The organism is Dyadobacter chenwenxiniae (genome assembly GCF_022869785.1).
Classification (GTDB): domain Bacteria; phylum Bacteroidota; class Bacteroidia; order Cytophagales; family Spirosomataceae; genus Dyadobacter; species Dyadobacter chenwenxiniae.
Genome location: NZ_CP094997.1, coordinates 390,260 through 415,657, shown reverse-complemented (window position 1 = coordinate 415,657; position 25,398 = coordinate 390,260). Strand labels below are relative to the sequence as shown.

The following is a 25,398-nucleotide window of genomic DNA, read 5'->3' as shown; positions in this document are numbered from 1 at the left end:
TAAAATCATAAATTGACCCCGGGTTATGCTGACTGGATTTCCCAGTCGTTCTCCCGCTTAATTTATCGTAAAGAAATGCCTTCGAAAACTCCGCCTCTGCCTGAAAATCCGCAACCTATCAAAACCGGCTTTTTCAATTTTGCTCAGATCGAGAAATATTTTCTGAATGAAAAACCAGAAGGTGCTTTTCAGGTGATTTCTGACAGGACTTTTCAGGATCTGGATCTTGAAGATGTTTTCAAGTTTATTGACCGGTCGGTTTCCCGCATCGGCCAGCAATATTTATATTACTTCATGCGCACCATTCCGCAGGGTGATTCCCGCAAGCAGCGACTAGAAAGCATTATTGGCATTTTTCAAAAAGACCCCGATCTGAAAACAGCATTGGCAGCCGAAATTTCGAAACTTAGCAAAACGGATGCTTACTACATCACTTCCCTCTTTCATGGAAAATACACCGAAAGGCCAAGCTGGTATTGGCTTATTAAAACGCTTTCTGCCGTCAGCGTGCTGGCGGTGTTTTCAGCGTTCTTTTTTCCCAAAATAATTATTTTCCTGATTGTTTTGCTGCCTGTAAACCTGGGCATTCATTATTGGAACAAAAACAATCTGTATCAATACGGAAGCTCCATTCCGCAGCTCCTGATCTTGATCCAAGCTGCGCAGCGCATATTGAAAAATAAAGAGTTCGCAGATCAGGACATTGCGCTCCGGGCCCGTGTTAATGAGCTGGATCAATTGGGTTTACCGATGTCTATTTTCAAGATTGAGGCAAGATTACAGGGTGAAATTGGCCAGTTTGTCGACTATGTTTTTGAATTGTTCAAGGCAATGTTCCTGATAGAGCCCGTTTTGCTTTTCACAATACTAAAAATACTCGACTCTAAAAGGCAGCACATCAAGCATATCTTCCAATTTGTTGCGGAAACTGATATAGCCCTTTCTATACTATCGCTTAGAGAAAGTGCTCCCTATTTTTGCCGGCCAACGATAAGTACGCAGAAAAAACACCTACGCATTCAAGAAGTTTTCCATCCGCTGATATTCAATGGCGTAGCCAATGACATTTCCCTTCATGAGAAATCAGCGCTGTTAACAGGCTCGAATATGTCAGGCAAGACGACTTTCATTCGTGCTGTGGGCATTAATGCAATACTGGGACAGACAATCAATACTTGTTTTGCAAAGGAATTCATTATGTCGCCCACAAAAATCCATTCGTCCATCCGGATTTCTGATGATCTGCTTGGGGATAAAAGCTATTACTTCGAAGAGGTCCTTACATTAAAAAATATGCTCGAAGAAAGCAGATCCGGCTACGCCAATCTGTTTTTACTTGATGAATTGTTTAAAGGCACAAATTCTGTCGAACGAATCGCAATCGGCAAATCCGTGCTCAGTTACCTGGCCAGGGCTGATAACCTAGCCCTGGCCTCCACGCACGACAGGGAGCTTTCCGACTATTTAACAGATACGTTTGACCTTTATCATTTTACAGAAATTATTGACGGAGAAGACGTTATGTTTGACTACAAGCTCAAACCGGGAACATTGCGTACGACCAATGCGATCAGAATTTTAGAGTTGAATGATTACCCCATAGAGATCATAACGGAGGCGGTTAAATTAGTTGATGGCATGAAGAGCCACGGACAGGCAAGGTCGGCATGATTTTATAGTTAACTTTACGCATTCGTATCATTGGAATACGGTCAGCAAAGCAACTTTATAGGGAATTCTCATAATATATATGGCGTCGGGATTTTTTGCAATTTTAGATGATATAGCCTTTTTAATGGATGATGTTGCTTTGGCAACAAAAGTAGCAACCAAAAAAACCGCAGGTATCCTGGGTGATGACCTGGCGGTAAATGCTGAAAAAGCGACCGGCTTTTTGTCTGAAAGGGAGTTGCCCGTTTTATGGGCCATTACGAAGGGCTCACTGGTTAATAAGCTTATTATTGTTCCCATTGCATTGCTGCTCAGTGTATTTTTGCCTGCTGCTATCAAATACATCCTGCTTCTGGGAGGACTTTACCTGGCCTACGAAGGGGTGGAAAAGATCATCGAATATTTCTTCCACCATCCTAAAAAGGAACACACCGTCATAAAGGAAACGCCACAGGGAAGTGCCGAAGTCAATTTAGAAAACGAAAAAGATAAAATTAAATCCGCTGTAACTACTGATTTCATTTTATCGATCGAGATTGTGATCATCGCCCTGGGAAGTGCAGCCGAACAAAGCATTACCATACAAATCGTGACCGTCTCTGCGGTTGCACTGCTTGCAACAGTCGGCGTCTACGGCATTGTAGCACTCATTGTAAGGTCGGATGATGCGGGTTACAAATTGATCAAAAAATCCGGCGATAAAGGCATTCTTTCAAAACTCGGGCATATGCTTGTAAAGGCCCTGCCGGTGATGATCAAGGTTCTGGGTGCCGTTGGCACCGTAGCGCTGCTTTTGGTTTCAGGCGGAATTTTTGTCCATAACATTGAATACTTCCACCATCTTTTCCCAGCGCTCCCTGCCACAATCAAGGAACTCGGATTCGGTCTGGTTATGGGACTGATTGTGTTTTTATTAACCACAGGTTTTAAGAAGATATTTTTTAAAAATAAGCAAACAAGCGGGCCACAAACCTCACATTGATTTAATGTCTTCCGCAACGATGGCAACATTATTATCAAATTGATGCCCGCCTTGCGCGATTTCACGGAAGGTAGCCCAAGGGAGATGATGCTTATAATGAGCCATTTGAGTGAAAGGAACTTCCTCATCATCAAGACAATGATAAAAGAACAAGGGAGTTCTCCTATCCATTTTTCCGGCGAAACCTGGCTTTAATTTGAACGCTTTGACCCAATCTTCATCTCCTTGCCAGAATGGAGTAGCCAAAAGAAAAATGCCTCCGATATTTTTGGCAATCTCAGCCTCGGACAAGCATGCCAGCAACATGGAAGCACCAAGCGAATGGGCAACCAAAATGACACCATCCTCACTTACAGCAATTTCGTGGGCGATCTGCTTGCGCCTACCCAGGCCCGGCGTTCCATCGTTAGGCAAAAACGGGTAATGAACCGAGTAACCGGGCCCCAGTTCCTTCCGCAGTGAAACCGCCAGTTTTTCATCGGCCTGAAAATCTTCCGGCGATCCGCCACCATGAATGAATGTGATTTGCTTTTGCATATCTATTCTGTTTTATGAGAAATTAGACAATTGAACAACTGTTCCAAAATTAGTCGTTTTCAATGCTGTTGGAGGCGTGCAATCTGGCCATTTTCAGGGGGGTGCCATGACAATGATCGGGTGAAATGCCGCAGGTCTGTAATGAAATCCAATGCAGATTAATACTTTTATCGTATGAAAATATTTCAGCAAAGTTTGACATTTCGTGAGAAGCGGCGAGGGTTTCATCTGATCACGGGCGACATCCTTCAAGCAATGCCCCAAATTTCAGAAATCAGCATAGGCATGTGCCAGGTTTTCATTCAGCACACGTCGGCCTCGCTCACCATCAACGAAAACGCAGACCCCACCGTGCGGAAGGACTTCGAAATGTATTTTAACAAAACCATCAAGGAAAACGACCCGGGTTACGAACACGATTACGAAGGCTCCGATGACATGCCTGCCCATTTAAAAGCCTCCTTACTCGGCAGTTCCGTAATGATCCCCATCCGAAATGGGCGATTGGCGCTGGGGACTTGGCAGGGCATTTATCTTTGCGAGCATAGGGACCGCGGCGGAGCGCGGGGCGTTGTGGTGACGGTTTGGGGTGAGTGAGGAGCCTTTTGTCTATATATTGGTAGCTTTTAATAATTGCCATCTACCGTTGATTAAATCCTGCACTTTTCGTTCATCAGCTTTTTCTAAATTTAGAATAAACAAATCGACGAATGGATAACCAGATAGAAATTTATGTAAGCGCTGACGGTCACAGTCAAATCGAAGTAGCACTCAGAGAGGAAAGTATCTGGTTAAATCAAAAGCAGATTTCAGCACTGTTTGGTACGGAAATTCCGGCAGTTAATAAGCGTATTCGAAACATTCTGAATGATGGAGAGCTGGAAAGGAAATCAACTGTTTCCAAAATGGAAACAGTTCAACAGGAAGGAAAACGTCAGGTAGTCAGGCAACTGGATGTGTTCAACCTGGATATGATTTTATCTGTGGGCTATAACCAACGTGTGCAAATCTTAAAGGACGGAATTCGAATTTTAACTTTTGCACTGCAATGGTGCTAGAAGCAGGGAGTACATTTTATTTAAAGTATTGGGATCGTGGGTTCGGATCCCAGCGGCTCTCCTCGGCGACATCAATCATAGTCTTTTTACCTCCACAAGACTTCCCGATATAAACACTTACTCGCATCTTTTCTGGTAACAGACCTCCAAATACAACATCTGGTTTTTTGCATCAAATTTACGCTTAAAATGCTTTTGCTGAAACTCAGGGGTTGTTTTTTGTCATCGGCTCGGTCACCACTATCAGCATTTCCGGAAGGTGCTCTACCAGGTCGCGTGTTGTTTCACCCCCATGCAATAGGACATTTCTCGCTGCAACCGCTCGGTATCGTAAAGTTGCTTCTTCCCATTTGCATAATTCGTTATTTATTTACGGACGGGTTCTAACGTGAGCAATTTCAAAATATTACCCCCAAGCACCATTGCCCGCTCCCTGAGAGGTAGTTTCAATGCATCGATCTTGGCCAGTTCAACAGCCGGGTGAAGCCAGGGGCCATCGGTTCCAAAAAGGATCTTTGCCGCTCCTACCCGCTTGTAGGCCGTTTCCAATACGTCAAACCTGCGGACTCCCGAGGTGTCAGTGTACACGTTGGCGTGGCGTGCCAGCACATCAATAAATGCAATTTGTGCTCGCCAGTCATCGGCAAAGCTGCTTAGGTGGGGAATAATGAAATTGACATCGGGATATTCCGCGGCGATAAGTTCGACGGTAGAAACTTCGCCAGTTGGGTCGTATAATACAGGAATGCGATATTGCCTGGCTGCTTCGCAAATCTCCCGTGAAATGCGTGCATCGTGACGATGCACTTTCAGGCCTTTGAAACCATATTGCTCCACGGCAGTTTTTACCATCGCGCCGATCTTGCCTTTGTCACGCTCGGCATGCAAGAATGCAAAACCAAAAAAACGGTCGGGATACCGATTGGTAATGTTCGCCACCAAGGCATTGGCCCGGGCATAGTCGGTGTGGAATGCAGGAAAAATGACGGTTTTTCGGATCCCGGCCTCTTGTGACCATTGTATGAATTTTTTCAGGGGTGCACGGGTGTCCCAGGGGCCTGTGAAACCGTCCCCTTCACCTGCGTGGCAGTGGCAGTCGATGATCAGCATGGTCATTAAAGGTTGATCAGTTCTAGTTCCAATTCTCTCGGCAGGTTGAATGCCGCCTTGAATGCACCTATCTGGCGTATGACGCCAATTTGCTTGTTACGGCTCAAGCCTGGCGTGGGTAAGAAATTTACATCGCTGACACTGTTGAAGTAAGTCGGATCGAGCTTTAAAGGGCCACTTCGCCATTGACCCAGTTTGTCTAGTACAGCCTCTATTTTCTTCCGGGTGGGCTCGGACCCGGCAGCCCGGTCAATGGCGGCTCCGATAAGCACATGCGTAAATGCATCCAGCGGAATGCTGAGCCGGTTGAGCTGTTCCAGGGTGTAGTCGGGAAACAGATCGGCGTATTTAAAGGGTATCCAGTGATGTACCTCCACACCGATGGGCTGATAGCGTTCGGGCAGCATAAAATGGCCTTTCCGCGCGACGTTGCGAGCCAGACCTTTAATGTAATTGAGTTTCTTGGGGCTTTTAAAGTCACTGGTGATCTTTGCCCAGTTATGCATTTTCACTCCCTCGTAGGTCTCCGTCTCGAGCGTTTCCAGCAGCACTTCCGAGAGAATGGACTCAGCTCCCGCGCGCTCACTGACTTTCTCGAACATGGCATGAAGTTCGCCCGATAGCAGGGCCACTTCGTATTCCAGTTCCTGCCCGCCGGCCGCTGGTGGCTTTGGTGGGTTTGCGGATGAGATTTTGTCTTTGCGGTCTCGGTCCTGAGCCCGTTGGTGGTCGGCATATGCCTTTTGCTCAATCGGCGGCTTTGCCGGATTTTCGGTGCCGCCCTGTGCCGGAGAAACCAGCCTGCCGACTATCTGCGCCACGGCCATGAGCTGTTGCGCCTTGGATTTGTTCCTACGCCATAGCGCTTTCAGGCGCTCGGTGAACGAGTTAAACTCCATTTCCAGCTCGGCCTGTTCCCACTCATTGGTGATCTCGTACATGTTTCCGATGGTTTTAAATCAATGGTTTGTATACTAGCGCCACCGGTTCACCCGCGGGGTATAGCGCCGGTCACGAAAAAAAGCGAAGCGCCGCTTCGGAGCGGGTTTTACCCATTTCACCTGTACCTGGGAACCCGTAGGAAGTACCTTACCCAGGGACGCTTTCAGATGGTGGAGACATTTAGTACATGGCTGGTCCTGGATCAGCATCCTGACCTGCCTGATTCCCCTGCCGAATGAAGGGTCACGTTGTTTTTGGTCATATAGCCAGCGGACCGCATCGGATTCAGGGTGGCTGCCCTCATGGCCGGCGACTGGGCCCTGTTGCCAGGTCAGCAAGTCGATCTGGTCTTGGTGCGGAGCAAAAGGATCCTCGCGGCTGAAAACCAGCCGAAGCACCGCGTACGAAGGCGGATTGTCACCTTGCGTATCGTACGGATTGAAACTGTAGCCATGATCGATCAGGTCAAATAAATCGTCCCAGTCCTCAGTGGGTTCCGGATCGCCGATTAACGGCTCATCATCGTGGAAGTATTGCATGATAGCAGAGCATTAGGGCCTGTACGCGGCGCGCACAGGCCCGGATGGATAGTTACGACTGTGGTTGCGGTTTGCCTACCAGCCTGCTGTTGCGTAGCGGACCACGCTGCTCACCCTGCAACCGGCGCTGAATGAGCGTGGACGGCTGCATAAAGCTCGATTCGGTCAGTTGGGCGTCAGCCGATAGGTCGGCCCCGGTAACCGTGCGGTAGGAATGGAGGTAGCGCTGGATTTCATTTCGGAACGAGCTGGCCCAGCTTCCTGCTACCGCCGACCCTTCTTCATTGGACCAGTCGTGGGCACGGATCGTCAGCAGCAATACCTCTCCGAATTGGGCCAGATCGTAATAATTGGTAATGCTGGTACTGCCCCAGTTCTGGATTTGCCGCATCCTGTCAACACGGTCCATCCAGGGCTCCCTGAAGGGAACCATCACCCGTCCGCCCAAGAACTCCCGCATTTCGGGCCGGGCTAACAGATATTGCTGGATCAGCATTTCCTGCCGGGCAGTCCAGGTGAGGTTTCCGTAAGCATTGTGGTTACCTTCTGCCAGGAGCAAATGCACTTCGCGCAAATTGTTGAGCACTGAAAACGGGTCTGCCACACGTGTAGTGTCATCGGATTCCTTGAAAAAGATCGACGCGCTATGAAGCAGGTTATGGAATGCTTCGATGAATTTGGAGCGGCTGTCGACAGACTTGAATACGGGTACGGCCCGTCCTTCAAGCTGCAATCCATAGGTATGGTCGTACTCATAAGCGCGGCGCTTGATGGTCAGCGTGTGCTGCTCATCCTGAATGTACCCCCAAAACAGGTTGGCTAGCGGGCGCAAGGGATCAATGTCCATTTGCGCAAGCGGATCGGCACCCTGGTTGATGGTTATATTCTGGAAGCGCAAACTGATGGCATTCATCGTTTGCACCATCATACCTTGCTCAGTCCAGTAGCTCCAGATCAGCTCGATAGCCGGCAAGTGATCGATTCCGAAGAAATTATGCCGCGGATCGACCATATCAGGGTTGTTTTTAAAAAGGCTTGTTCTCCATTCACCCAGTTGTGCCAGAATATTCTGGATGTAGGGTGTAAACGTCCGGTCTTCTTCTGGCGGATCGTAGCTGTTGATATAGAAGTCCAATCCCTCATTAACGGTCTTGCCACTGGTGAATGTGTTGTTCGTTGCCCACAGATAGGCCTGGGTAGCCGATTTCAGCAGCCGGTAAGCCTGGATATTTGTGAAGGGCAACGGATGAAGAGTTTGGCGTCTGCCCAGAACGCCGCTATTAAAAAACTGTTGCTGACTCGAACTTTGGTTGACCGGTATACCATTGGCAATATTACCACTGCCCAGGATCTGATTCATTAGATTATTGTACCTGGCAAAATCGGGTACGCGGTTTCTGATGGCACGCCAGAGCAGGTGTGTACGATGCTCCGTATCATCGCTGATGTTCCGCTGGGTTTGTACTTTTAAAACACCATTGCCAAGGATGTCGGATAGGTTGGAAAGGCCTTTAGTCAGCATTCTTTCACCATGCGGCGCGGCGACATCGTTTACGAAAAGCTCGGTAGTGCTAAAATATCGGGGTACCAGTTCTTTATTCACTAGCTCATTAATGCCCAATATTACTTTCAGGTTGTTTATTCCTCTGTATCCCTCAAAAAACGGTTTTTTGAATTTTACCACGTATCCGCCGAGGCTCTGACGATCGCTTTTATCGATAAGCCTGTGTTTGTTCGAGGTCGACAATTCGATCACATCCCACATATCCGTCTCGTACATGGCCTCTGTGGCATTAGGGTTGGCCACTTCGATCTTCGTACAGATCGTGATTTTGATAAACGGTTTGTACTTACGGAGTTGTTCAATATCGGTGATTGGTACATGGTTTTCTTCTGCTCTTAGAATCGCTAGTGCGTCCACTTCCGAATCGCTTAAATCCAGAAAAGGCTCGCAAGGTGACAGGCTCAGCAACGTTAACCTGCGTTCTTCCTCCGGCTCGCAAATGGACCTTCCTCCCTTGGTTTCCTCGCAAAGCCATTCTTTGAACTTCTTGTATTCCTCATGCTGCGTCGGATACTCGGTTTCGGTCATTTTTGGAGGCGGGGTAATCTTAGAACCAGTCGCCTCGGGTGATATTGTGTCAATAATCTTATGCAGTTCGTCGGCGACCTTTTTCGGTATGCTGGAAAGGTCTAGATTCATCCGTTGTTGTAAGCTAGCCATCTCAACCTGCTGCTCTGCAAAACTATCTTGCTTTGCTGTGATCTTGTTGAGCGTTCCGCCGGTTTGCGCAATGAAAGCCTTCGTCTCTTTGGTCTGTTGTTTGTATAGGCTTATTTGCTCTTCGGTCCAGAAATTTTGGTCTAAATAATCCGGTTGGGCATTTTCGGAAGTTCTGACCGGATCGTCGGTTGATTCTGTCGCTACGTCTGATATTTCTTTGCTCTCGGCTGCCATTTCCGGACCTTCCTTCTTCAGACTAAGATTTTGCGGGGAGGTCAATGTCCCATCCCCATCAATCGCAGCTGCACGAACATCGGCATCCTGCGTGATGATTGTCTGTTCGGCAGGTGGTGTTACTGTCGGCCCGCTTGTCGTCGTCGCAGCGGCGGCATCTGTTGGCGCAGGCGTAGGGTTGCTATCTGCTTGCGTTCCGGAAGGTTGTGCTGGCGTGCCAGGTCTAACCGGCCTTTTTGCTTGTTTCTTTGCCATTATTAAAATGATTTAAAATGATACCTTTTTGATTTGATCCCCGACTTTCGGCACGGCTCATCGCCCAGTGGTTCAGAAAACGGGACAGCAGATTGCCCTCGCGGGTAGCAGTAATTCTTCCATCGGCCCGTGCTTGTCCAATGATCGCAAACACCAGCGAAGGCGGCACTTTTATGGCCGTTTCCGGCCTATTCATCAGTTGGCTATACAACTCACGCAATCGCTCTGGCTGTCTCGCCTCCGAGGGGAACAGACTTCCTAATGTGAAGTTCTGCAAAGCATTGGAACGGTGCCCAATCAAAAGTTCTGCAAATGCAGGCATGACTGCTTCCAGTTGTGCGATAATGCTTCGCTTTTCCTCATCCAGTCTGGATATCGGGTAAATGTGCTGCCAAAGCTGTTCGAACTTCTGCCATTGCCGGTCAGGGAACAATAATGCGCCTATGGCCAGACTGAGTTTCACACGAATCCACGGAAAGGGGTGCGGATCGTCCAGCTTGACCCGGAACATAAAGTACTCCGGTAGGCTCACTACACCCATCAAGCCTTGCGTAGCCGTGATACCCAGGTGTCCCAGAGCCCAAAAATCTGCTACGATTTCTGATATCCACCTTTCATAAAGCGTCCATGCGAGCTTTTCGGGTTGAGGGGCCAACCCAATTCTTTTTTTTAACGTTTCCCGCAAGCTTTCCACCAGGCTGAGTAATGCAGCACCCTGGTGGCCCACCTCGTGGATCAGTGAAGAAGCAATACCGCTACCCACCATACGTTCCCGCGGGACCTGGATAATGGCCACTGGATTGAGGTCGCCCCCCGGTAGTCTGGTCCGTGCCCGTCTGATCGCGGCACCGTGCCCCCTTTCAAGAAAACACATCATTGGCGTAGTTTGGTACAAACCCTTTTGCGGCAGTAGTGCATCCGAAGCAATCACGTCGAGACCTGCAATCCATACACCCGTTTGATGCTCGGTTCGCTGTGTGATGACATCTGCAAAAATATCCTGCTGGTCGAGGATGTTGTTGAAACGAAGTTTCAGTATCGCATATGAAGCCTGTGCCTCGGAAGCGCTGGCAAAGCCATCTATTCCCTGGGTTTTAAGCTTTTCAAGAAAAGAACTTACTTTCGCCCGAAGTTCTTTTTTTGTGTTGATCAGGTGGTCGGTCACTGCGCGTAGCGCTTCATCGGAAGGACTGGCAGCTGCAACCATGGGTGTGCTCAATGAGAAGGGTTGTAACTGTCCTAACCTGGAGAGCATCGATGTGGCTTCGTTTTGCAGATAATTGCGGACCATTTCGGGGTGGTTTAGATGCCGTAGATGATCACACTGTTACCCCGTCGCACCCAACGCCCGCTACGGCCACCGCCCCCCTGAACACCCTGTGAATACCCGGAGCTGAGAATGCCTGGGGCATGACGGCGTGCAGCCTCTGTGATACCAGTGCGCGCGGCAATCATAGGCTGGCGCATTTGCTGAGGTGAGCGCGACGTGCGGCGTGCAGCGTCCGAAGCGAATCGCACATAAGCGCGAGCTACTTCAAACTCCCGGTCCTCGGCGCTCAGGCCTTCCAGTTCCAGCCCAAATGCCTTGCCGGCCATTCCGGCAAGCTTACCGCCGACGGCACCTCCAACGCCCGGAACGATCAGGTTGCCCAGGGCGGCGCCGGCAATCGGCAATGCTTTTTTTGCAACGCTTTTTAGCATCCCTCCAAGGGCCTTACCGGCTGAGGACCTAGCAAAGTTCTTCACTCCTCCTGCGACCTTTTTAAACAACCCACCCAGGAATTGCTCCAGCTCGGCTTCATTGGTCACCGAGAGCAACTCGGTAGCCATTTCCATTTCCATGGTCTCGTTCATTTCGCCGGAGTACTCGTTTTCGAATTCAAAGGTCTCATTGCCGAATTCGAACGTCTCGTTGCCGAACTCAAATTCATTGCCGAATTCGAATGTCTCATTGCCAAACTCGTTGCCAATTCCGAAGCTTGTTTCACCTACGGTACGATCAATGTTGTGCATGGTAATAAATGTTTAAGATGAGCATGATTGATTTGTATTTACATAGGCCAAACCTGTACCAAAGTTCTAAAAAGCCCTTTCAGGCCACTTTTTGGAGCCTATGCGAATTCTTTTTCGCAGGATTTTAGATTGAACAGGAAATTTACTTCGGCCGGGCGAACCGTGCCTTTTACCGTTGAATAAAAGGAAGTTAGCGCGCGTAGCGACCACTGGTATTTTCGATATATTCGTTCCCCCTCAACGATTCCGACAAGATTATGGAGTACTGCGCTTTATGGTGTAAGGACTTAACACGACGGTCACCGCACAGGAGAGAAGCCTTCATGAACTCATTTTCATCCAGCAGGTTGCGGATCAATCGCGACCACGCCGGATGCTCGCTCTGCATAGTACTAGTGGATAATGCCGACCAGCTAGAAGAGGCCAAAGGTATAGTACATGCGTGGTCTGCAGGCCAACAGAAAAGCATCGTTGTTATTTTTGATACTTGCTTGTGTAAAGCTGCATTGGTTTGGGAATTGCTCTTCCAGGGCGCTTCTTATGTATATGATTTTGAGAATACTCCCTTTCTGAACAAAGTAATCGAAGAGCAGATTGGCCGCTGGCAGACGGTAGAGAGTTTGTTACAAACATCCTTTGTGAGAGAGAACCTCCTGGGTGAATCGCAAGCCTGGAAAAGTACGATCCGGGAAATGATCGAGGTGGCTGCATTCTCGCAGTCATCAGTGCTCATTATTGGAGAGAGCGGTACTGGTAAAGAAATGCTCTCCAAGCTTGTGCACCACTTTGATACACGCAAAAACAAGGGCGAACTGGTGTTACTGGACTGTTCCGCCATTGCACCGGAGCTTTCCGGCAGCGAGTTCTTCGGGCATGAAAAGGGTGCATTCACGGGCGCCCATAATGTACGCGAAGGCGCATTCAGCTTGGCCGACCAAGGTACCCTTTTCCTGGATGAAATTGGAGAATTACCTGCGAGGCTGCAATCAGAGCTGCTTCGGGTGATTCAGGAAGGAATGTACAAACCAGTGGGGGGGAATTACTGGAAAAAGACGAATTTTAGACTGGTTGGTGCTACCAACCGTACGCTGCATGAAGAAGTATCGGCGGGCCATTTCAGGCTTGATCTTTTCTATCGCTTATCGACCTGGGTTTGCAAAGTGCCATGTCTGGCTGAACGACAAGAAGATATTCCGTTGCTCGTCGAGCGATTTTTACATAGGTTTTTCGGGCGTGCCGACATTCCCAGGATCGACGAGTCGGTCATGGAGTACCTCATCGACCGCCAGTATCGTGGTAACGTACGTGAACTACAACAGGTAGTGCAGCGCATCGCAAACCGCCATGTAGGAAGTGGGCCCATTACATTAAGTGATATTCCGTCCTTAGACCGTCCTGAATGCAGGCAGTCCCAAGCCAATTATTCAACCTACAGTGGCTATGAGAGAGCAATACAAAACATTCTCGACCAAGGTTGCAACCTGGACGATATCAAAAAGCTGACCTCGCAGATTGCCATTGACCTGGCTATTAAAAGTGAGAACGGTAGTATCAATAAGGCAGCTGAGCGCTTGGGCATTACCACCAGGGCCATTCAGTATAACAAACAAAAGTAACAGTCCGGCGCCTGGACACCGTTTGGATTAGGATTAGCGGGGAATGCAATTTTGTTCAAGTAGGCGGTGAACATTTCTGAAACTACATCGGTCGGCTAATATACTTCTTTGCTGTGATCGAGGCAGAAATCCTTACAGGCAAGATAAGCTGTTTTTTAGCGCCTATAAATGGGTAGGGTCGGATCCACAGTATTCTCCCGGTTAAGATGGCGAAGTTCGATGTTATTTTCTTGAATTGCATATCGTGCAATAAAGTTATCCGTTCCGACTTGAAGATGTAAATCCGGCCAGGTGCCTGATCTGTTTAATAATTGGCCTGAGTGCTCCGTCTATGGCCATATACACTGTACCGGGATTATTTTGCTGGTCCATTTTCCATTTTGGCGTTAACTGTGCCAGCTCCTCGGATTGATAGTGTCCCGCGTGCTTTTCCAGCAGGATTTTGGCGCTCTGAGCAATGCTCTCTGTCTTTCCAGGACGCTAGTTTTACTGGTCGAGCAATCTAGTATCTGATCCACGTAGCTATGCAGCTGCTGCACCCACCTGCAAATATCAGGAAGCGTTTCTTTGGTGCTGCGGATCTCAAATTCTCAAATACCGACAGGGCGATCAGGTTTGCCAAAAGCCTTACACTTTGGCTGCTTTGCTGCCACTGCTGTCTTTGCATTTGATGGTCTTTGTTTTAAGTACTGCAAGCGACAAAATCCCGCTGAAATGCTCTATTGTCTGGATCATTTAGGCTGGCAGTGCTTGCTTCTGCGGTCTTTTGATGGGCATGTCCAGGGCCAGCGTCAAAAAAACTGACTGCCGGAAAGCATTCTTTTTAGTGACCTGCCTGATCCTTGCTTTTTCTTCCTAGGTCATTCAAACTGAAAAGTGGTCCCTTCTGACAACCCTTCCTTCTTTGGGCGGTCTGCCTTCCGATTTATTTTCCATGATGTCTTTCTGATTAAGCTCTGAGAGGACAGGCAAATAGCAGAGGTCCAGAGCTTTTCTCATGGGCAGCCCGCAAGGGAGTCGCTTTTATGAGACCTTTGCGACCACCATACCGCTCACAAATGACGTACCGCTGGAGACAAATTCGGGATATAGCCGATAAGAATTTCCTACAAGCAAATCCCGATTATCAATTAGTAAAATGTTCTATCCGGTCTTCAACTGGAAAGGAGAGCTACCTCGTTGATGTCTGTGTTGAACGGTCGAGATCAACAAAGAGCGAAGTTTATCTTTCTCAGAAAAGGCACCTAGGTAGGTGTGCACGCTTTTAAACTCACTACCTATTGCTTAATATCAGCTTTATACTCGCGCCTGACGTTTTTCATTCTTGCTTTTAGTTGTTATATTCAGCAACAACTTTCTAATCGGGCCTCAGTTGCAGGGAGAAGGACTCACAATTCCTCAACAGCACCAGCCCTACAGTTGGCCCCGAGTACTCAATTATCTGATTTTTCGAGCTTTTATCTAGTTTAAGTCAATGAAAGGTTTCAAAAGATGGCTATTAGCGCCTGCACTAGGGGTAGGGTATAAAGTACTTGAATGGGCACTGACAGAGGATGACCCTATTGAAAAGTATCTGGGAATAACAGCATTCTTAGCTCTTGTATCCTTTGTTATACAATATTATAAGGAGAAACAATCTGGGGAAAGCTTGTCAAAATACGCTCGGCGAAAATTGTTCTCTCTGACGGTTGAACTGACGATAGAACAAACACTTGCTAAGAGAATACAGGTAGCATGGATTGAGCAATATCTAAGCTCGGTTAGAATCGGCGTTAGTAAGAAATTCAACGTTACATCCACTTTTTACGAATCCGACGATAATTTTAATAATGATTTGTCAAAAGAAAATTTGAAAACACTATCCGGCACTTTTTTCGATGATTATTCATCAGTGACGAAAAGGATATTTGGATTAAAACCTAAACTTATCATAACTGGTGACCGAGGTAGTGGAAAAACTGTAATGATGATGAATATTGTCGAAGCATACGCCACTCAGGCACTAAGTAAAGGTGCTCAAAGAAATAATATTCCAGTGGTGCTAAACATGTCTACTATCCCATCAAATAGTGAATCTTGGGAAGCACTTTTCCGGAGAAATAAAATGTCTTATAAAAATGAACCACAATTCATGTTTGAAGCATGGATTGTAGATCAAATAAAAATCAATTACAAAATTGACTGTCAGGATGCTCTTTTGCTAGCGAATGGCAATAAGCTTATATATTTTTTCGATGGTATCGATGATATAAACGACGAATTCGAAATCCAAAATGTTGACGATGGAAAAAACAGAGAAATACTGGCACTTCACATAAATGAAATAGTGTCTTTATTCAATTCATACGTTAAGTACGTAGAAGGATTGTTTAAAGAAATCGGTATGTCAGACTCTGCATTATCGTATGTACTTGCATGCAGGAGTGGTACATTAGATAGCGTTAGAATGCTAAACAGCATACACGAGTTGGTCATATTGGAACCATTATCTGAGGAAACTATCAAATTCGTTCTAAGTCGGCAACTTGAACTTGAATCAAATGACATAAATGACGAAGACTATTATCCAGACTCATTGTATAATTATATATTTGATCCTTCGAATATTATTCCTCTGAATAGAAAGAAGTTCGCGTTAGACATGGCAAAAAATCCTTATCTTCTGACAGTAATGAGGAAGTTTGTGAAAATGAGGAAAATAGGAGAACTAAAATTTTATAATCGATGGTTTTCTGACGAACTAAAATTCAAATTCAACCTTCTGGATGATTACGTAAATGAAAAGCTTGATAGCGAAGGCTATACTAATACTGAGTATAAATCGCAGTTTCCTGATAAAGAGAAAAACATCAGATGGCTAACCAATATGTCGCAATGGACAAATTCAAGCGAATTTATACTGGAAGACTTGCAACCATTCGAACATGTCGATATCCGGTATTCAAGATTTCCTTCGAAGAAGTTGTTAACCTACTGGACTCTGTACGTCTTGCCCGTGATACTTTTCATGTTGTTAATCATAGCAGTGCCGGTTGGTATTAGTATCTGTTACGAATGGAACTTTTATGGATCGGGCAATTCGTATGAAAAAATATTCAATAAAGATTTGTTCGATAAGGGTATATTCAATAAGGAAATCCTCAGTACTGAAATATTCAGTAAGTCTATATTTGAAGCTGATGTGTACCAGCCTGGTCTGAGCATGGGGATAAAGGCATTTTTATGGACAAGTTTTGTTCTGCTGTTAACTATACCTTTGGCGTTTATATATGGAAGCATGAGATTATCAGGATACTATTCTGAAAAGCAAAAGGCAGACCGAAAAATAGTTAAAATTTTAAAGAAACTTATTCCAGGGTTCGTAACAAAATCTGTAAGTAACGGCGGGTTTCGATTTGCGCTATTTTTGGCTTTTGCTCTGGCGGCTACCCGATTTGTATTAATAAAACATTCCTATGATAGCGAAACATTAAAGGTGTTTGAAACCAATGTGGCACTAACCAATTTTATAGCTACATTCATCGGTTGTGCAGTTCTCTTTATGTTATTTACGGCGTCAGGTCTCCTGTCGGAGGATTTATATGTTGTTAACAGATTTGATCATTATAAAATCGAAAAATCGAGGGCTATATATGCAATTGTCGGAGGTGTAGGCGTTACGGCAATTTTATTAATTCCAGTCTATTCTCAGCACTTTTTTGAAAATAGACTAGAAAGTGAAAATTTGGTGATAGGTAGATCTTTGGGATTTGGCGGAGTATTGACGATTTGCTTACCACTTTTGTTTTCGTTCAAGCCCGTGTCTGACAGGAAGATCAAAACAAAGCCTAACCATGGAATTCGTCAGCACTTAAAGAATTCATTGGTAAGCTTTTCAATTTTATCTGTAGCTGGAACTCTGATTATATACTATGCTTATGATGCGAATGTAGATCCGCCAAGTGGGATCGTCAATGCAATGTGTGGCGTTTCTTTTGGAGTGTTGTCTTTAATGTACGGATTTCTGAGCGTATTTAAGCACTATGCCACAAGACTGATATTGGCGCTTCCTTTTGGCGGAAGAAGCAAGTTTCCATTCCGGGCAACAAGTTTTTTGGAACACATGAGTCTCACAGGACTAGTGCGTATAGTCGGTGGCAGATATATGTTTGAGCATAGCTTGTTGGCGGAATATTTTTCAAATAAAGGTAATTCTGAGCAAGGTAAATGAAGTTATTATTTATGGACTGCGCACTAATCGTAGTCGTTTTGTTAATGTTTAGTCTGTGTGGTTGTGCTACTATACGAAGGTTGCTGATTTATAACACTCCATCTATTAAAGACCATAATAACTTTCCGAACATTTCAATTAAGGGTATGTGCAACTATTCGGTTAAATATGACTCCGGATTCACTTTGCCAAAACCTTCGGATTGGATTTTCACTAGAAAGCAAAACTTAACGATTGATAACCTTATCGATGAGACCAATTCAGCGTGTATCATAATTTACAAGGATGGAAAAATATTGTACGAAAGATACGGCACGGGTTACGATTCCACAGACCAATTAACGGTATTTTCGGCCTCCAAACCCATTCTTTCATTTCTGCTTCAGAAGGCGATTGAGGAGGGCTTCATCAAAGGCGAAGACCAGCACGTAAGTGATTTTCTTCCGTTTATGAGGAAAATTGGCGGCGAGGAACTCAAAATTGGTCATTTGCTGAATATGACATCGGGGCTGAATCATGACGAATACGGCAGGATTTTTCAAACTCTTATTACGTATTATCACACGGATCTTGACAAGGTCATCAGGAAGTCAAATTTTGAATATTTACCAGGCAAAGTGTTTGTTTACAAATCCATTGATTATCAGATTCTTGGGCGATGTCTCGAAATTGCCACTCATAAATCCATAGAAGTTTATTTGAAAGATAAGCTCTGGGGAGACATCGGTAAGTATGATTTAGTTTTGACTCGTGATTCCAAAAAAGGTAATGAGAGAATGTTTGGTGGAATCGCAATGGTTCCCATGGATTTTGTTGCTTTTGGTTCGATGTTTTTGAAGGATGGGCTATCTAAGTATTCGCTCGATGATGCCTACATTGATAGAATTCAAAAAAGGGTGGTAGACGCCCCGTGGTGGGGCTATAAAAATGGCTGGTGGAGAGATGCGTATAGTCTGACTAATGTTGAATTGGACAATGATTTCTTTGCATCTGGTTTTGGCGGCCAGTGTATGGTTGTAAATCCGAAGTTAAACACAATGGCTCTTAGGTTGGGAACCAATAAGGGGGGCGTTGTTTGGCACACATCGTTAAGTAAATTGATCTACTTAATTAATGATAAGGCTACAAGAGAAAGGAAATACATAACCGAAGGTATTTATACTGCCGCAAACAACAAGTCACGGGTATTCGACATCCGAAAAATAAAGGAGAATATGTGGCGATTGAGGGTTTATGAAAACGGCAGAAAAATCAGAGCGGTCAAACTCAATATTTACGATGATACGACAGTGTATAACTCAATGGAACTGGATAAAATTTATATAGGTAGTAATGAGAAGGTTTATTACGATAATGGCAAAACGATAATTGAGGAATTGGTGATTTTGGAACGAAATTAAGTGCGGGTTGTATAGTGAAAATTTGTAGCTTCATAATATTTCGTAATTCACGCGACTATGACAAATTTTAGGAGGCTAAGTGAACACCAAGATCAATTATACAACTTTATAGATAATCTCTTTTTGGGAGAATGGGATCCTATTGGCATAAATGATATGCCCGAAGCAAGGAATGAATATTCTCCCTATACCCTTCAAATATTTGGTCTCATTATACATGGTGCAAGCAATGACGATATTGTAGAAAAGTTGAGTAGAATTGAAGTAGACTGGATGGGATTGTCTAGTAATGCCGACAGAAATATGGAATTAGCCACAAAAATTCTTCTAGCTGGAATAGATCTTAAATCCAAGTAACACATACCAGCCCGGCCATTTTGTAGGTGGATTTGATTTATTTTATTCCTGAAAGGTGGCTACGAGCAGTTGCTTACTGCGAACTGGAAGGATGAAAACCGGAAGTGCCGAAAGCTTTAATTCTTAAAATAGGTTGCCTGCAGGGCAAGCTTAATTCGCCGACAACTCTGCTTCATTCACTTTAAATTTAACGACGCTTGCATTTGAAAAAGATCGGCATAAAAAGAGCTGTATAACGTTCCATACAGCTCTTTTCATTCAGATGGTTTTAAACCAATAGGCCCCCACCATCAATAACCAGATTTTGTCCGGTACCAAATTGTTGTTTCATCAGATACAGGTGTGCCTGGGCAATGTCGTTAGCTTCGCCGACACGTTTGACAAGGTAGCTCTCACCCATCGAGTTGTAAAGCCCTTCCCGGTCCTGCTCGCTCATGGCACCCCAAAGGTTCGTCTTTACTACGCCAGGTACCACGCTGTTAACTCGTACAGGCGCCAGTTCCACGGCCATCGCTCTAACAAAGCCTTCAACAGCCCCGCAGATGCTGCTGGCAACGCTCCAGCCCTTTCCCGGACGGGCGTTTGCAGTTCCGCTGGTAAGTGTAATCGAACCCCCTGCGTTAATGAGCTGAGCACCATATTTAACCGCAGCAAAAGCGCTCCAAAAACGTAGGATGAAAAACCGCTGCGCATCGGCCAGCTCTGTTCCATCAATGGTGTTTAAAGTCAGGTTTTCGCCTGCCGTATACACTAGATGGTCAAAACGGCCGATGGCTTGGAACGCGTTTTTAATATTTTCTTCCTGGCGAAGATCTGCGGCGTGCCCTTGCGCGGTCGCGGGCAGTGTTTGCAAGGCCTGCTCAATCCGCTGCGGAGTGCCTGATACAATGATCACTTCGGCACCTTCAGCTGCTGCAGCCTGTGCTGTGGCCATTCCGATACCAGAACTTCCACCTAAGATAACTACCCGCTTTCCTGCTAATAAACTGTTTATTTGATTTTCCATATGTTAAATTTAACCAGCTGCAAAATTCAGAATTTGCAAACAGGCTACACTTCACATATGTTAAAAAGCAACATCGTTAAGAAATTTGCTTACGCAACCGGCTCAGGGACTGTGGTGCAATTCCCAGGTAGGATGCGACATCCTGCATTTTGACGCGTAAGGCGATGTCCGGCTGCCTTTCAATAAACAACAGGTAACGGCTAAGTGCATCTCTGTTCAGGTAGGCATTACGCAAGTTTACCTTCTCCAGAAGCTGCCGCTGGAAGATGTCATCAAGCAAAGATTTAAATTCAGGAAACTGCTGGTAGACCTTCTGTAGTGCCAGAAAATTAACAGTGAGTACTTCGGCTTCACACGCGGCCTGAATGCGGTCATCAGTCACTTTCTGATTGAGAAAACTATCCAGGATGGTACAAAAATGATTTTCCTGAAGAAAAAAATGGATGGCATCCTTACCCTGATCGTCAGAGGATACAAATTTCAGGACCCCTTTGGTAATGAAATACAGTTGATGACACACGGTCCCGCCGGTGAACAGACAGGCATCTTCCTTTACTTTTAAAGGATGGAACGCAGCAGATATCAACTCCTTCTGAACTGAGGAGAGCGATCTGATTCTCTGAAGATAACAGATAAGCGAATTTTCCACTTTACAAATTTATTTATCATCAGTGTATTTCACACTAATGCCGTCCAAATACTCATAGAAATTGTTAATTGGTTGTATCTGAAAATATTTATTTTCAGAATGATGCCTTGAGAGCCAAGTTAATATTCGGGATTTTAATCACTTCCAAAAACATCGGGTTTCGAGAATGCTACAAGTAAAATTGTTATTAGAGTGAGATGCTCTCCGTTAGTTTTAAGGCACAACCTAAAAACATCTTGAAAATGCAAAGGCTAATCTTCAAAGTTCCCGCAAGGACAAGCTGGCTTATGCACTAAATCGTATCTTTCTCTCGATTATGTTATTTGTCGGTTGTAAGCGGAAACGGTCAATACTTCCATACTATGTGCCGAGTCGAAGTTGGCAAAAAATTACAAAAAAACGCTTCAAATGGGGTAAATCTTCTATGTGTTTCATCTCCTACATAGACAATCTGATTGGACGTAGTGAAACGCCGATAATGGTCTTCCAACCAGCTGTAAACTTCATTGAACTGGAAGCTGCAAGCATCTGATTTACAACCTCTAGGCAACGCTTTTCAAGTAATTTTTGTTAATAAATAAACTACTTACAAATACTAAGTTCTTCTTAACTAAACACTGTCACAACTGCTATGGGTCACTTTACAATTGAAATGTCTGCAAACGATAATGGAATTACCAAGTTTAAATCATTTTGTTTCTATACCAACTGCCAGGTATTTGAAGATGATTTTGTAAAAGATTTTAAATTATTCAACCCAACTTTTACCGAAGTTCGCGTCATATCTTATCTGGAAACCACCCCGCCAATTGCCGCCTAAATTTAGCAATCAGCTTGTCACTATGTGCTGGTAGTTTGTGCACAAATCCATTGGCCAAACAGAGTTATTCAGACCTTAGGTCGTAATATTTCTAACAATTGCTCCTTAGATTAGTGATAATAGCTAGTACTTACCAGTAATTCAATAACTGGCCATAGACAAAACATGCATGACTTGACGAATAATGGCCACTACTTACACATTCTCTGAGGCTACCGGCATGACAGAAAACGTTGATCAGACTGTATGTACTCTTAAGAAATTGAAGTTTGAAATAAACTAATAACCTAAGTCTTCTAAAGTCTTTGCCGCCTACATGTGCTTCGTATATTCATATTTTACACTCTGTTGTCCAAAATTGCAATCATTATCTCAATTAACTCCGTCACCAGCATGTATGCTGATTCAGCAAATGCCTTGATCCCCGGAAACCCGTATAGCCATTCAGTCGATACAATATGACTATTCCAAGAAGACAATAAGTAATATACGTAACCAAAGATATGATACACTCAATTGTTTATTTAAGCACATATAAAATCCTGTCAAATGAGGAAGAACTCAAAAAAATCATTGAAGAAAGTCGGAAAAATAATGCTTCATCGAATATTACCGGCGCTTTGCTTTACTGCAACGGGAGTATTATTCAGGTCTTAGAGGGAGAAAAGGAGGTGGTGAGTTCATTATTTGAAAAGATAAGGCGTGATCAGCGGCACACCCAGATCATTCCACTTTTTCAAGGGTCTGTTCAAAACAGATTATTTGAAAAATGGGCGATGGGTTACAGCACACTCAACACACGCAATATGCAGGAGCTAAGAGAACAATTTTTATTTATTGATAATCCTGATATTCCCGTCGCCAGTGACAATAGGATTCTCTCACTTTTGCATACCTTTTTTAAGAATAACCATCGAAACTAACAGGGAAACCCCGCTGGACTCTTGACGTCTGCTACCTACTTTTCCATTCCATTTACCAGGTGCACTCTGAACTGCTGGCCAGGACGAGCCCAACATTTATGATGTGATCATCGCTTTGATGGGAGGACTTGCTGGTATTTTTGCAATTTCCAGTAAAAACAAGGGTCATGTAATTCCGGGTGTTGCCATAGCAACAGCGCTGATGCCCCCGCTTTGTACAGCTGGTGTAAGCTTCCTTAAAAACAGAATGGTGATGAATTAGATAAATTTTCTAATTTTAATCTGCTATGAAACGAAATACATTCACCGTGCGGCGTCCGCAGAAACTCAGATCGTCAAAATCCTCAAAGACTTGGATTCTGGCAAAAGACGTCGCCCGCGAAAATGGCGTTTCCAAGGCTACATTGTACAATTGGCGCAAGAAATATAGCGGTATAGGTGCTTCGAAACTTTCTGACTTGAAGGCGCTCAAGGAGGAGAACCGCCGTCTGAATCGGATCGCGGAAGCGACACATGTATGCGGAATTAGCACTTTATCACAGACTGCAAAACAGATCATCGAAAAAAAGCGATCCACCGCGCGGCTTTAAGGCCTGCTCAGAAGCGGCTAATTGCTTCCAATATTTCTCAGGAAGCTGGATTTAGCATTGAGCGGGCATGTAGAGTTTTGCAGTTGAGCACGGGTGTTTATTATCACAAAACGGTCTAGGATGATATGCCAGTTATAGACATGTTTAATGAGCTGGCAGAAGAACATCCGAAGGCAGCGGCCGACCGCCCGAGGTTTCCATTGGCATGACGGCAATTCGCGGAATAGAGGCCTGCCATGGAATCGCAAACTAGTGCTTCGAATCTATCGAAGTATGGATCTAAAATTAAGGCGTAAGCGGAAAAGGCGCATTCTCTAACGACCAAAGCAGCGATTAATCGAGGCTAAAACGTTGAATGAAACCTGGAGCGGACGCCGCGCGGTATGGATTTTGACGATGATGCTCTTAGTTCTGGCAGACGTGTGCCAACATTAATTATCATGGATGATGCTAGCAGAGAAGCGCTTGCAGCGCATGCGGACTACTCTATCTGTGCTGGAAAAGTCATACAAGTTTTGCAGCAATTAGAATGCGAACGAGAGGTAGCCACTAGAGTTGTCATGGGATCTTTTCGACAATAAGACACGGCACGGTTTTCTTTTCTCCGAGCCTTATTAGGACCTCTTTCATTTGCGCGGTAAGTTGCAACATATTCCCACTTCTGTTTTATCGGAAGCATGCTGCCCAAGTCTACAATAGCATATATAGGCGTATTGTTGGTAGGGCTCACCCTGTATTTTAGAAAGGGATAATAACCAAAGACGCCAATGGTATATATAAAATTAGTCGGATACAAAATTGTATCCACCCTTGTATAATACTTCGTAAACTTATATACAATTTCTTTCGGTGGCGTACTTACAATATCGTCGTTATAATAAATTCCACCCCGTCCGACGGTCAATACGGTATCTTGCCTGATCGGTCCAGTGCTGTCTTGTTTGACTTGCTCAACATTATCCAATCCTATGTTCTTATTCTTGCAGGACACATTTAGTAAAATAGCAAAAGTAAAATAGCAAATCAAGCTGATGGCACGATAGACTGTCCTGAGTTGATTATTATCCATATGGAAGCGTATTGAGGGTGTTCCTGATTAATCTTGATGAAATAGTTATGGGTTTTTTACAAATATTGAACTTGCTGATGCGCCTTTACTGCCGCTCGTCAATTTGACCGGTACACCATTTTTCCAATACAAGGCAAATCTTAAGGGACTCTCAAAACCTTCACCTGCCACATACACGTCATTGTTAAACACAAAAATGCTGGAAGCGCTGACGCCCATGGGTAGGATCTGGGGCATCCCGTTTTTCCAAAGTACTGCAGCGCTAGTGTTATCGCTATACAATACATTACCAACACAGTACACATCGCTGCCGGAAACGGCTATATCCTTTACGACTGAACCGTATTCTGAGCCGTCGGTAAGAAAGGTGCCGACCCCATTTTTCCAGTATCTGGCCCTTGCATAGAAGTTGACATTTTCACTGCCAGCCACGAATACATCCTTACCTGAGACAGCAATTGAAGATGCGTGGGAAGTCCTTCCAGGATCGCCCAGATTTACAACTGCCCCATTTTTCCAATAGACTGCGACGTCATTTTCTCTGGTAAGTGAGCCCGCTATGTATACATCATTTCCAGCGACAAAAATTCCTCTCGCTTCAGAAGGTCTCTGGTCTGCTTCATCCAGTCGAACCGCTACACCGTTTTTCCAATAAGTCGCTTCAATGTTTTTCATGCTATTGCGTCCGCTGCCAGCTATATATACATTTCTATCTGACACTACAATATCCACTAATTCCTTTGCTGATATTGAGCTTTCCACATTGGCCACAATTCCATTTTTCCAATATTGCCCAACAATTGTAGCATATAAGTCATTCCTTAAAGATGCCTGACCTACCACGTATAAATCTTTGCCTACTCCAAAAATCGCCCTAGCGTGTGGAAAGGAATTAGGAGTGCTTAGGTCTATTATCTCTCCATTTTTCCAATATTGCGCATACGGCAGACCAGTGTTCAAGATACTCACATATACATCTGGTGAAATGGGCTCTACTTTGGGCCTTTGCTTCTTTTTACATGCGAAGCAACCCAGGAAAATAACAAAAAGGACAAACGGAAATGCTTTTTTCACAAAAGGAATGAGATTTACAATATTAATAGGTACCCAAAGTACGCGCATGCACAGCATTAGCAATATCAACACTGCAATTGCTTTCAAGCGACTTTAGAAATGATCGTTGCGGACAAAAT

The 25,398-nt window shown here is 44.9% G+C and carries 22 protein-coding genes and 1 pseudogene; 11 read left to right on the top strand and 12 right to left on the bottom strand.

Features of this window, described 5'->3' with window-relative positions; translation table 11 throughout:
- Window positions 1-75: 75 nt before the first annotated feature.
- Together MUK70_RS01655 and MUK70_RS01650 are read left to right on the top strand one after the other, a co-directional pair.
- Entirely contained in the window at window positions 76-1,671 is a 1,596-nt protein-coding gene (locus tag MUK70_RS01655) for a MutS-related protein (protein ID WP_234655649.1), read from the top strand.
- Window positions 1,672-1,750: 79 nt separating this feature from the next.
- Window positions 1,751-2,653: a DUF808 domain-containing protein gene (locus MUK70_RS01650; protein WP_244784637.1), complete on the top strand. Its 903-nt coding sequence runs from the start codon at window positions 1,751-1,753 to the stop codon at window positions 2,651-2,653.
- Here the strand turns inward: MUK70_RS01650 and MUK70_RS01645 are convergent.
- On the bottom strand, window positions 2,645-3,190 hold the full coding sequence (locus tag MUK70_RS01645; RefSeq protein ID WP_234655651.1) for an alpha/beta hydrolase: 546 nt from the start codon (window positions 3,188-3,190) through the stop codon (window positions 2,645-2,647). The genes MUK70_RS01650 and MUK70_RS01645 overlap by 9 nt on opposite strands.
- A gap of 174 nt (window positions 3,191-3,364) precedes the next feature.
- Between MUK70_RS01645 and MUK70_RS01640 the strand changes: the two genes are divergently transcribed.
- Together MUK70_RS01640 and MUK70_RS01635 are read left to right on the top strand one after the other, a co-directional pair.
- Window positions 3,365-3,787, top strand: coding sequence for a secondary thiamine-phosphate synthase enzyme YjbQ (locus tag MUK70_RS01640; protein ID WP_244784635.1), 423 nt, complete (start codon window positions 3,365-3,367; stop codon window positions 3,785-3,787).
- A 113-nt stretch (window positions 3,788-3,900) separates the two neighbouring features.
- Window positions 3,901-4,248, top strand: a complete 348-nt coding sequence (locus tag MUK70_RS01635; protein WP_234655653.1) for a virulence RhuM family protein — start codon at window positions 3,901-3,903, stop codon at window positions 4,246-4,248.
- 366 nt (window positions 4,249-4,614) lie between these two features.
- Here the strand turns inward: MUK70_RS01635 and MUK70_RS01630 are convergent, their stop codons facing one another.
- Genes MUK70_RS01630 through MUK70_RS01605 form a run of 6 tightly spaced genes read right to left on the bottom strand, consistent with a single transcriptional unit; the run spans window position 4,615 to window position 11,565 of the window.
- Window positions 4,615-5,358 (bottom strand): amidohydrolase family protein, encoded by a 744-nt coding sequence (locus MUK70_RS01630; protein ID WP_234655654.1) that lies wholly within the window; start codon window positions 5,356-5,358, stop codon window positions 4,615-4,617.
- A 5-nt stretch (window positions 5,359-5,363) separates the two neighbouring features.
- Complete coding sequence (locus MUK70_RS01625; RefSeq protein ID WP_234655655.1) at window positions 5,364-6,299, bottom strand: hypothetical protein; 936 nt, start codon at window positions 6,297-6,299, stop codon at window positions 5,364-5,366.
- Between the two features lie 33 nt (window positions 6,300-6,332).
- Window positions 6,333-6,839: a hypothetical protein gene (locus MUK70_RS01620; protein WP_234655656.1), complete on the bottom strand. Its 507-nt coding sequence runs from the start codon at window positions 6,837-6,839 to the stop codon at window positions 6,333-6,335.
- Between the two features lie 52 nt (window positions 6,840-6,891).
- The gene (locus MUK70_RS01615) at window positions 6,892-9,552 is read right to left on the bottom strand and encodes a hypothetical protein (RefSeq protein WP_234655657.1); all 2,661 of its coding nucleotides are present in this window, start codon (window positions 9,550-9,552) and stop codon (window positions 6,892-6,894) included.
- Entirely contained in the window at window positions 9,521-10,843 is a 1,323-nt protein-coding gene (locus MUK70_RS01610; protein WP_234655658.1) for a hypothetical protein, read from the bottom strand. Before MUK70_RS01610 ends, MUK70_RS01615 begins: the two co-directional genes overlap by 32 nt.
- 11 nt (window positions 10,844-10,854) lie before the next feature.
- Window positions 10,855-11,565: a hypothetical protein gene (locus MUK70_RS01605; protein ID WP_234655659.1), complete on the bottom strand. Its 711-nt coding sequence runs from the start codon at window positions 11,563-11,565 to the stop codon at window positions 10,855-10,857.
- A gap of 323 nt (window positions 11,566-11,888) precedes the next feature.
- Here MUK70_RS01605 and MUK70_RS01600 point away from each other — a divergent pair, with 323 nt between their 5' ends.
- Window positions 11,889-13,181 (top strand): sigma 54-interacting transcriptional regulator, encoded by a 1,293-nt coding sequence (locus tag MUK70_RS01600; RefSeq protein ID WP_234655660.1) that lies wholly within the window; start codon window positions 11,889-11,891, stop codon window positions 13,179-13,181.
- A 502-nt stretch (window positions 13,182-13,683) separates the two neighbouring features.
- On the opposite strand, the gene MUK70_RS01595 is transcribed toward MUK70_RS01600, so the two are convergent.
- Window positions 13,684-13,848 (bottom strand): hypothetical protein, encoded by a 165-nt coding sequence (locus MUK70_RS01595; protein ID WP_234655661.1) that lies wholly within the window; start codon window positions 13,846-13,848, stop codon window positions 13,684-13,686.
- An 807-nt stretch (window positions 13,849-14,655) separates the two neighbouring features.
- On the opposite strand from MUK70_RS01595, the gene MUK70_RS01590 reads away from it, so the two are divergent.
- From MUK70_RS01590 to MUK70_RS01580, 3 genes are all read left to right on the top strand, one after another.
- Window positions 14,656-17,391 (top strand): NACHT domain-containing protein, encoded by a 2,736-nt coding sequence (locus MUK70_RS01590; protein ID WP_234655662.1) that lies wholly within the window; start codon window positions 14,656-14,658, stop codon window positions 17,389-17,391.
- An 80-nt stretch (window positions 17,392-17,471) separates the two neighbouring features.
- A complete protein-coding gene (locus tag MUK70_RS01585; protein ID WP_234655663.1) occupies window positions 17,472-18,791 on the top strand; it encodes a serine hydrolase domain-containing protein in 1,320 nt (439 codons plus the stop codon).
- A 57-nt stretch (window positions 18,792-18,848) separates the two neighbouring features.
- Window positions 18,849-19,148: a hypothetical protein gene (locus MUK70_RS01580; RefSeq protein ID WP_234655664.1), complete on the top strand. Its 300-nt coding sequence runs from the start codon at window positions 18,849-18,851 to the stop codon at window positions 19,146-19,148.
- A 268-nt stretch (window positions 19,149-19,416) separates the two neighbouring features.
- Here MUK70_RS01580 and MUK70_RS01575 read toward each other — a convergent pair whose 3' ends face one another.
- Together MUK70_RS01575 and MUK70_RS01570 are read right to left on the bottom strand one after the other, a co-directional pair.
- The gene (locus MUK70_RS01575) at window positions 19,417-20,154 is read right to left on the bottom strand and encodes an SDR family oxidoreductase (RefSeq protein WP_234655665.1); all 738 of its coding nucleotides are present in this window, start codon (window positions 20,152-20,154) and stop codon (window positions 19,417-19,419) included.
- Between the two features lie 76 nt (window positions 20,155-20,230).
- Window positions 20,231-20,803 carry a Crp/Fnr family transcriptional regulator gene (locus MUK70_RS01570; protein ID WP_234655666.1) on the bottom strand — a complete coding sequence of 191 codons (573 nt, stop codon included), beginning with the start codon at window positions 20,801-20,803 and terminating at the stop codon, window positions 20,231-20,233.
- 1,323 nt (window positions 20,804-22,126) lie between these two features.
- Between MUK70_RS01570 and MUK70_RS01565 the strand changes: the two genes are divergently transcribed.
- The 3 genes and pseudogenes from MUK70_RS01565 to MUK70_RS01555 all read left to right on the top strand — a co-directional run bounded on the left by MUK70_RS01565 (window position 22,127) and on the right by MUK70_RS01555 (window position 23,136).
- Complete coding sequence (locus tag MUK70_RS01565) at window positions 22,127-22,546, top strand: BLUF domain-containing protein (RefSeq protein ID WP_234655667.1); 420 nt, start codon at window positions 22,127-22,129, stop codon at window positions 22,544-22,546.
- A 62-nt stretch (window positions 22,547-22,608) separates the two neighbouring features.
- Window positions 22,609-22,772, top strand: a pseudogene (locus MUK70_RS01560) (TIGR00271 membrane domain-containing protein); the annotation flags it as partial.
- 61 nt (window positions 22,773-22,833) lie between these two features.
- Complete coding sequence (locus tag MUK70_RS01555; RefSeq protein ID WP_234655668.1) at window positions 22,834-23,136, top strand: transposase; 303 nt, start codon at window positions 22,834-22,836, stop codon at window positions 23,134-23,136.
- A 481-nt stretch (window positions 23,137-23,617) separates the two neighbouring features.
- Here MUK70_RS01555 and MUK70_RS01550 read toward each other — a convergent pair whose 3' ends face one another.
- Both MUK70_RS01550 and MUK70_RS01545 read right to left on the bottom strand, forming a co-directional pair.
- Window positions 23,618-24,205 carry a hypothetical protein gene (locus tag MUK70_RS01550; RefSeq protein ID WP_234655669.1) on the bottom strand — a complete coding sequence of 196 codons (588 nt, stop codon included), beginning with the start codon at window positions 24,203-24,205 and terminating at the stop codon, window positions 23,618-23,620.
- A 45-nt stretch (window positions 24,206-24,250) separates the two neighbouring features.
- Window positions 24,251-25,366, bottom strand: coding sequence for a hypothetical protein (locus MUK70_RS01545; protein ID WP_234655670.1), 1,116 nt, complete (start codon window positions 25,364-25,366; stop codon window positions 24,251-24,253).
- Window positions 25,367-25,398: the final 32 nt, after the last annotated feature.

Excerpts from the sequence above, each read along its gene's own strand:
- MUK70_RS01655 (WP_234655649.1), top strand. The coding sequence starts at position 76 with ATGCCTTCGAAAACTCCGCCTCTGCCTGAAAATCCGCAACCTATCAAA.
- MUK70_RS01650 (WP_244784637.1), top strand. The coding sequence starts at position 1,751 with ATGGCGTCGGGATTTTTTGCAATTTTAGATGATATAGCCTTTTTAATG.
- MUK70_RS01645 (WP_234655651.1), bottom strand. The coding sequence starts at position 3,190 with ATGCAAAAGCAAATCACATTCATTCATGGTGGCGGATCGCCGGAAGAT.
- MUK70_RS01640 (WP_244784635.1), top strand. The coding sequence starts at position 3,365 with ATGAAAATATTTCAGCAAAGTTTGACATTTCGTGAGAAGCGGCGAGGG.
- MUK70_RS01635 (WP_234655653.1), top strand. The coding sequence starts at position 3,901 with ATGGATAACCAGATAGAAATTTATGTAAGCGCTGACGGTCACAGTCAA.
- MUK70_RS01630 (WP_234655654.1), bottom strand. The coding sequence starts at position 5,358 with ATGCTGATCATCGACTGCCACTGCCACGCAGGTGAAGGGGACGGTTTC.
- MUK70_RS01625 (WP_234655655.1), bottom strand. The coding sequence starts at position 6,299 with ATGTACGAGATCACCAATGAGTGGGAACAGGCCGAGCTGGAAATGGAG.
- MUK70_RS01620 (WP_234655656.1), bottom strand. The coding sequence starts at position 6,839 with ATGCAATACTTCCACGATGATGAGCCGTTAATCGGCGATCCGGAACCC.
- MUK70_RS01615 (WP_234655657.1), bottom strand. The coding sequence starts at position 9,552 with ATGGCAAAGAAACAAGCAAAAAGGCCGGTTAGACCTGGCACGCCAGCA.
- MUK70_RS01610 (WP_234655658.1), bottom strand. The coding sequence starts at position 10,843 with ATGGTCCGCAATTATCTGCAAAACGAAGCCACATCGATGCTCTCCAGG.
- MUK70_RS01605 (WP_234655659.1), bottom strand. The coding sequence starts at position 11,565 with ATGCACAACATTGATCGTACCGTAGGTGAAACAAGCTTCGGAATTGGC.
- MUK70_RS01600 (WP_234655660.1), top strand. The coding sequence starts at position 11,889 with ATGAACTCATTTTCATCCAGCAGGTTGCGGATCAATCGCGACCACGCC.
- MUK70_RS01595 (WP_234655661.1), bottom strand. The coding sequence starts at position 13,848 with ATGCAAAGACAGCAGTGGCAGCAAAGCAGCCAAAGTGTAAGGCTTTTG.
- MUK70_RS01590 (WP_234655662.1), top strand. The coding sequence starts at position 14,656 with ATGAAAGGTTTCAAAAGATGGCTATTAGCGCCTGCACTAGGGGTAGGG.
- MUK70_RS01580 (WP_234655664.1), top strand. The coding sequence starts at position 18,849 with ATGACAAATTTTAGGAGGCTAAGTGAACACCAAGATCAATTATACAAC.
- MUK70_RS01575 (WP_234655665.1), bottom strand. The coding sequence starts at position 20,154 with ATGGAAAATCAAATAAACAGTTTATTAGCAGGAAAGCGGGTAGTTATC.
- MUK70_RS01565 (WP_234655667.1), top strand. The coding sequence starts at position 22,127 with ATGATACACTCAATTGTTTATTTAAGCACATATAAAATCCTGTCAAAT.
- MUK70_RS01555 (WP_234655668.1), top strand. The coding sequence starts at position 22,834 with ATGAAACGAAATACATTCACCGTGCGGCGTCCGCAGAAACTCAGATCG.
- MUK70_RS01550 (WP_234655669.1), bottom strand. The coding sequence starts at position 24,205 with ATGGATAATAATCAACTCAGGACAGTCTATCGTGCCATCAGCTTGATT.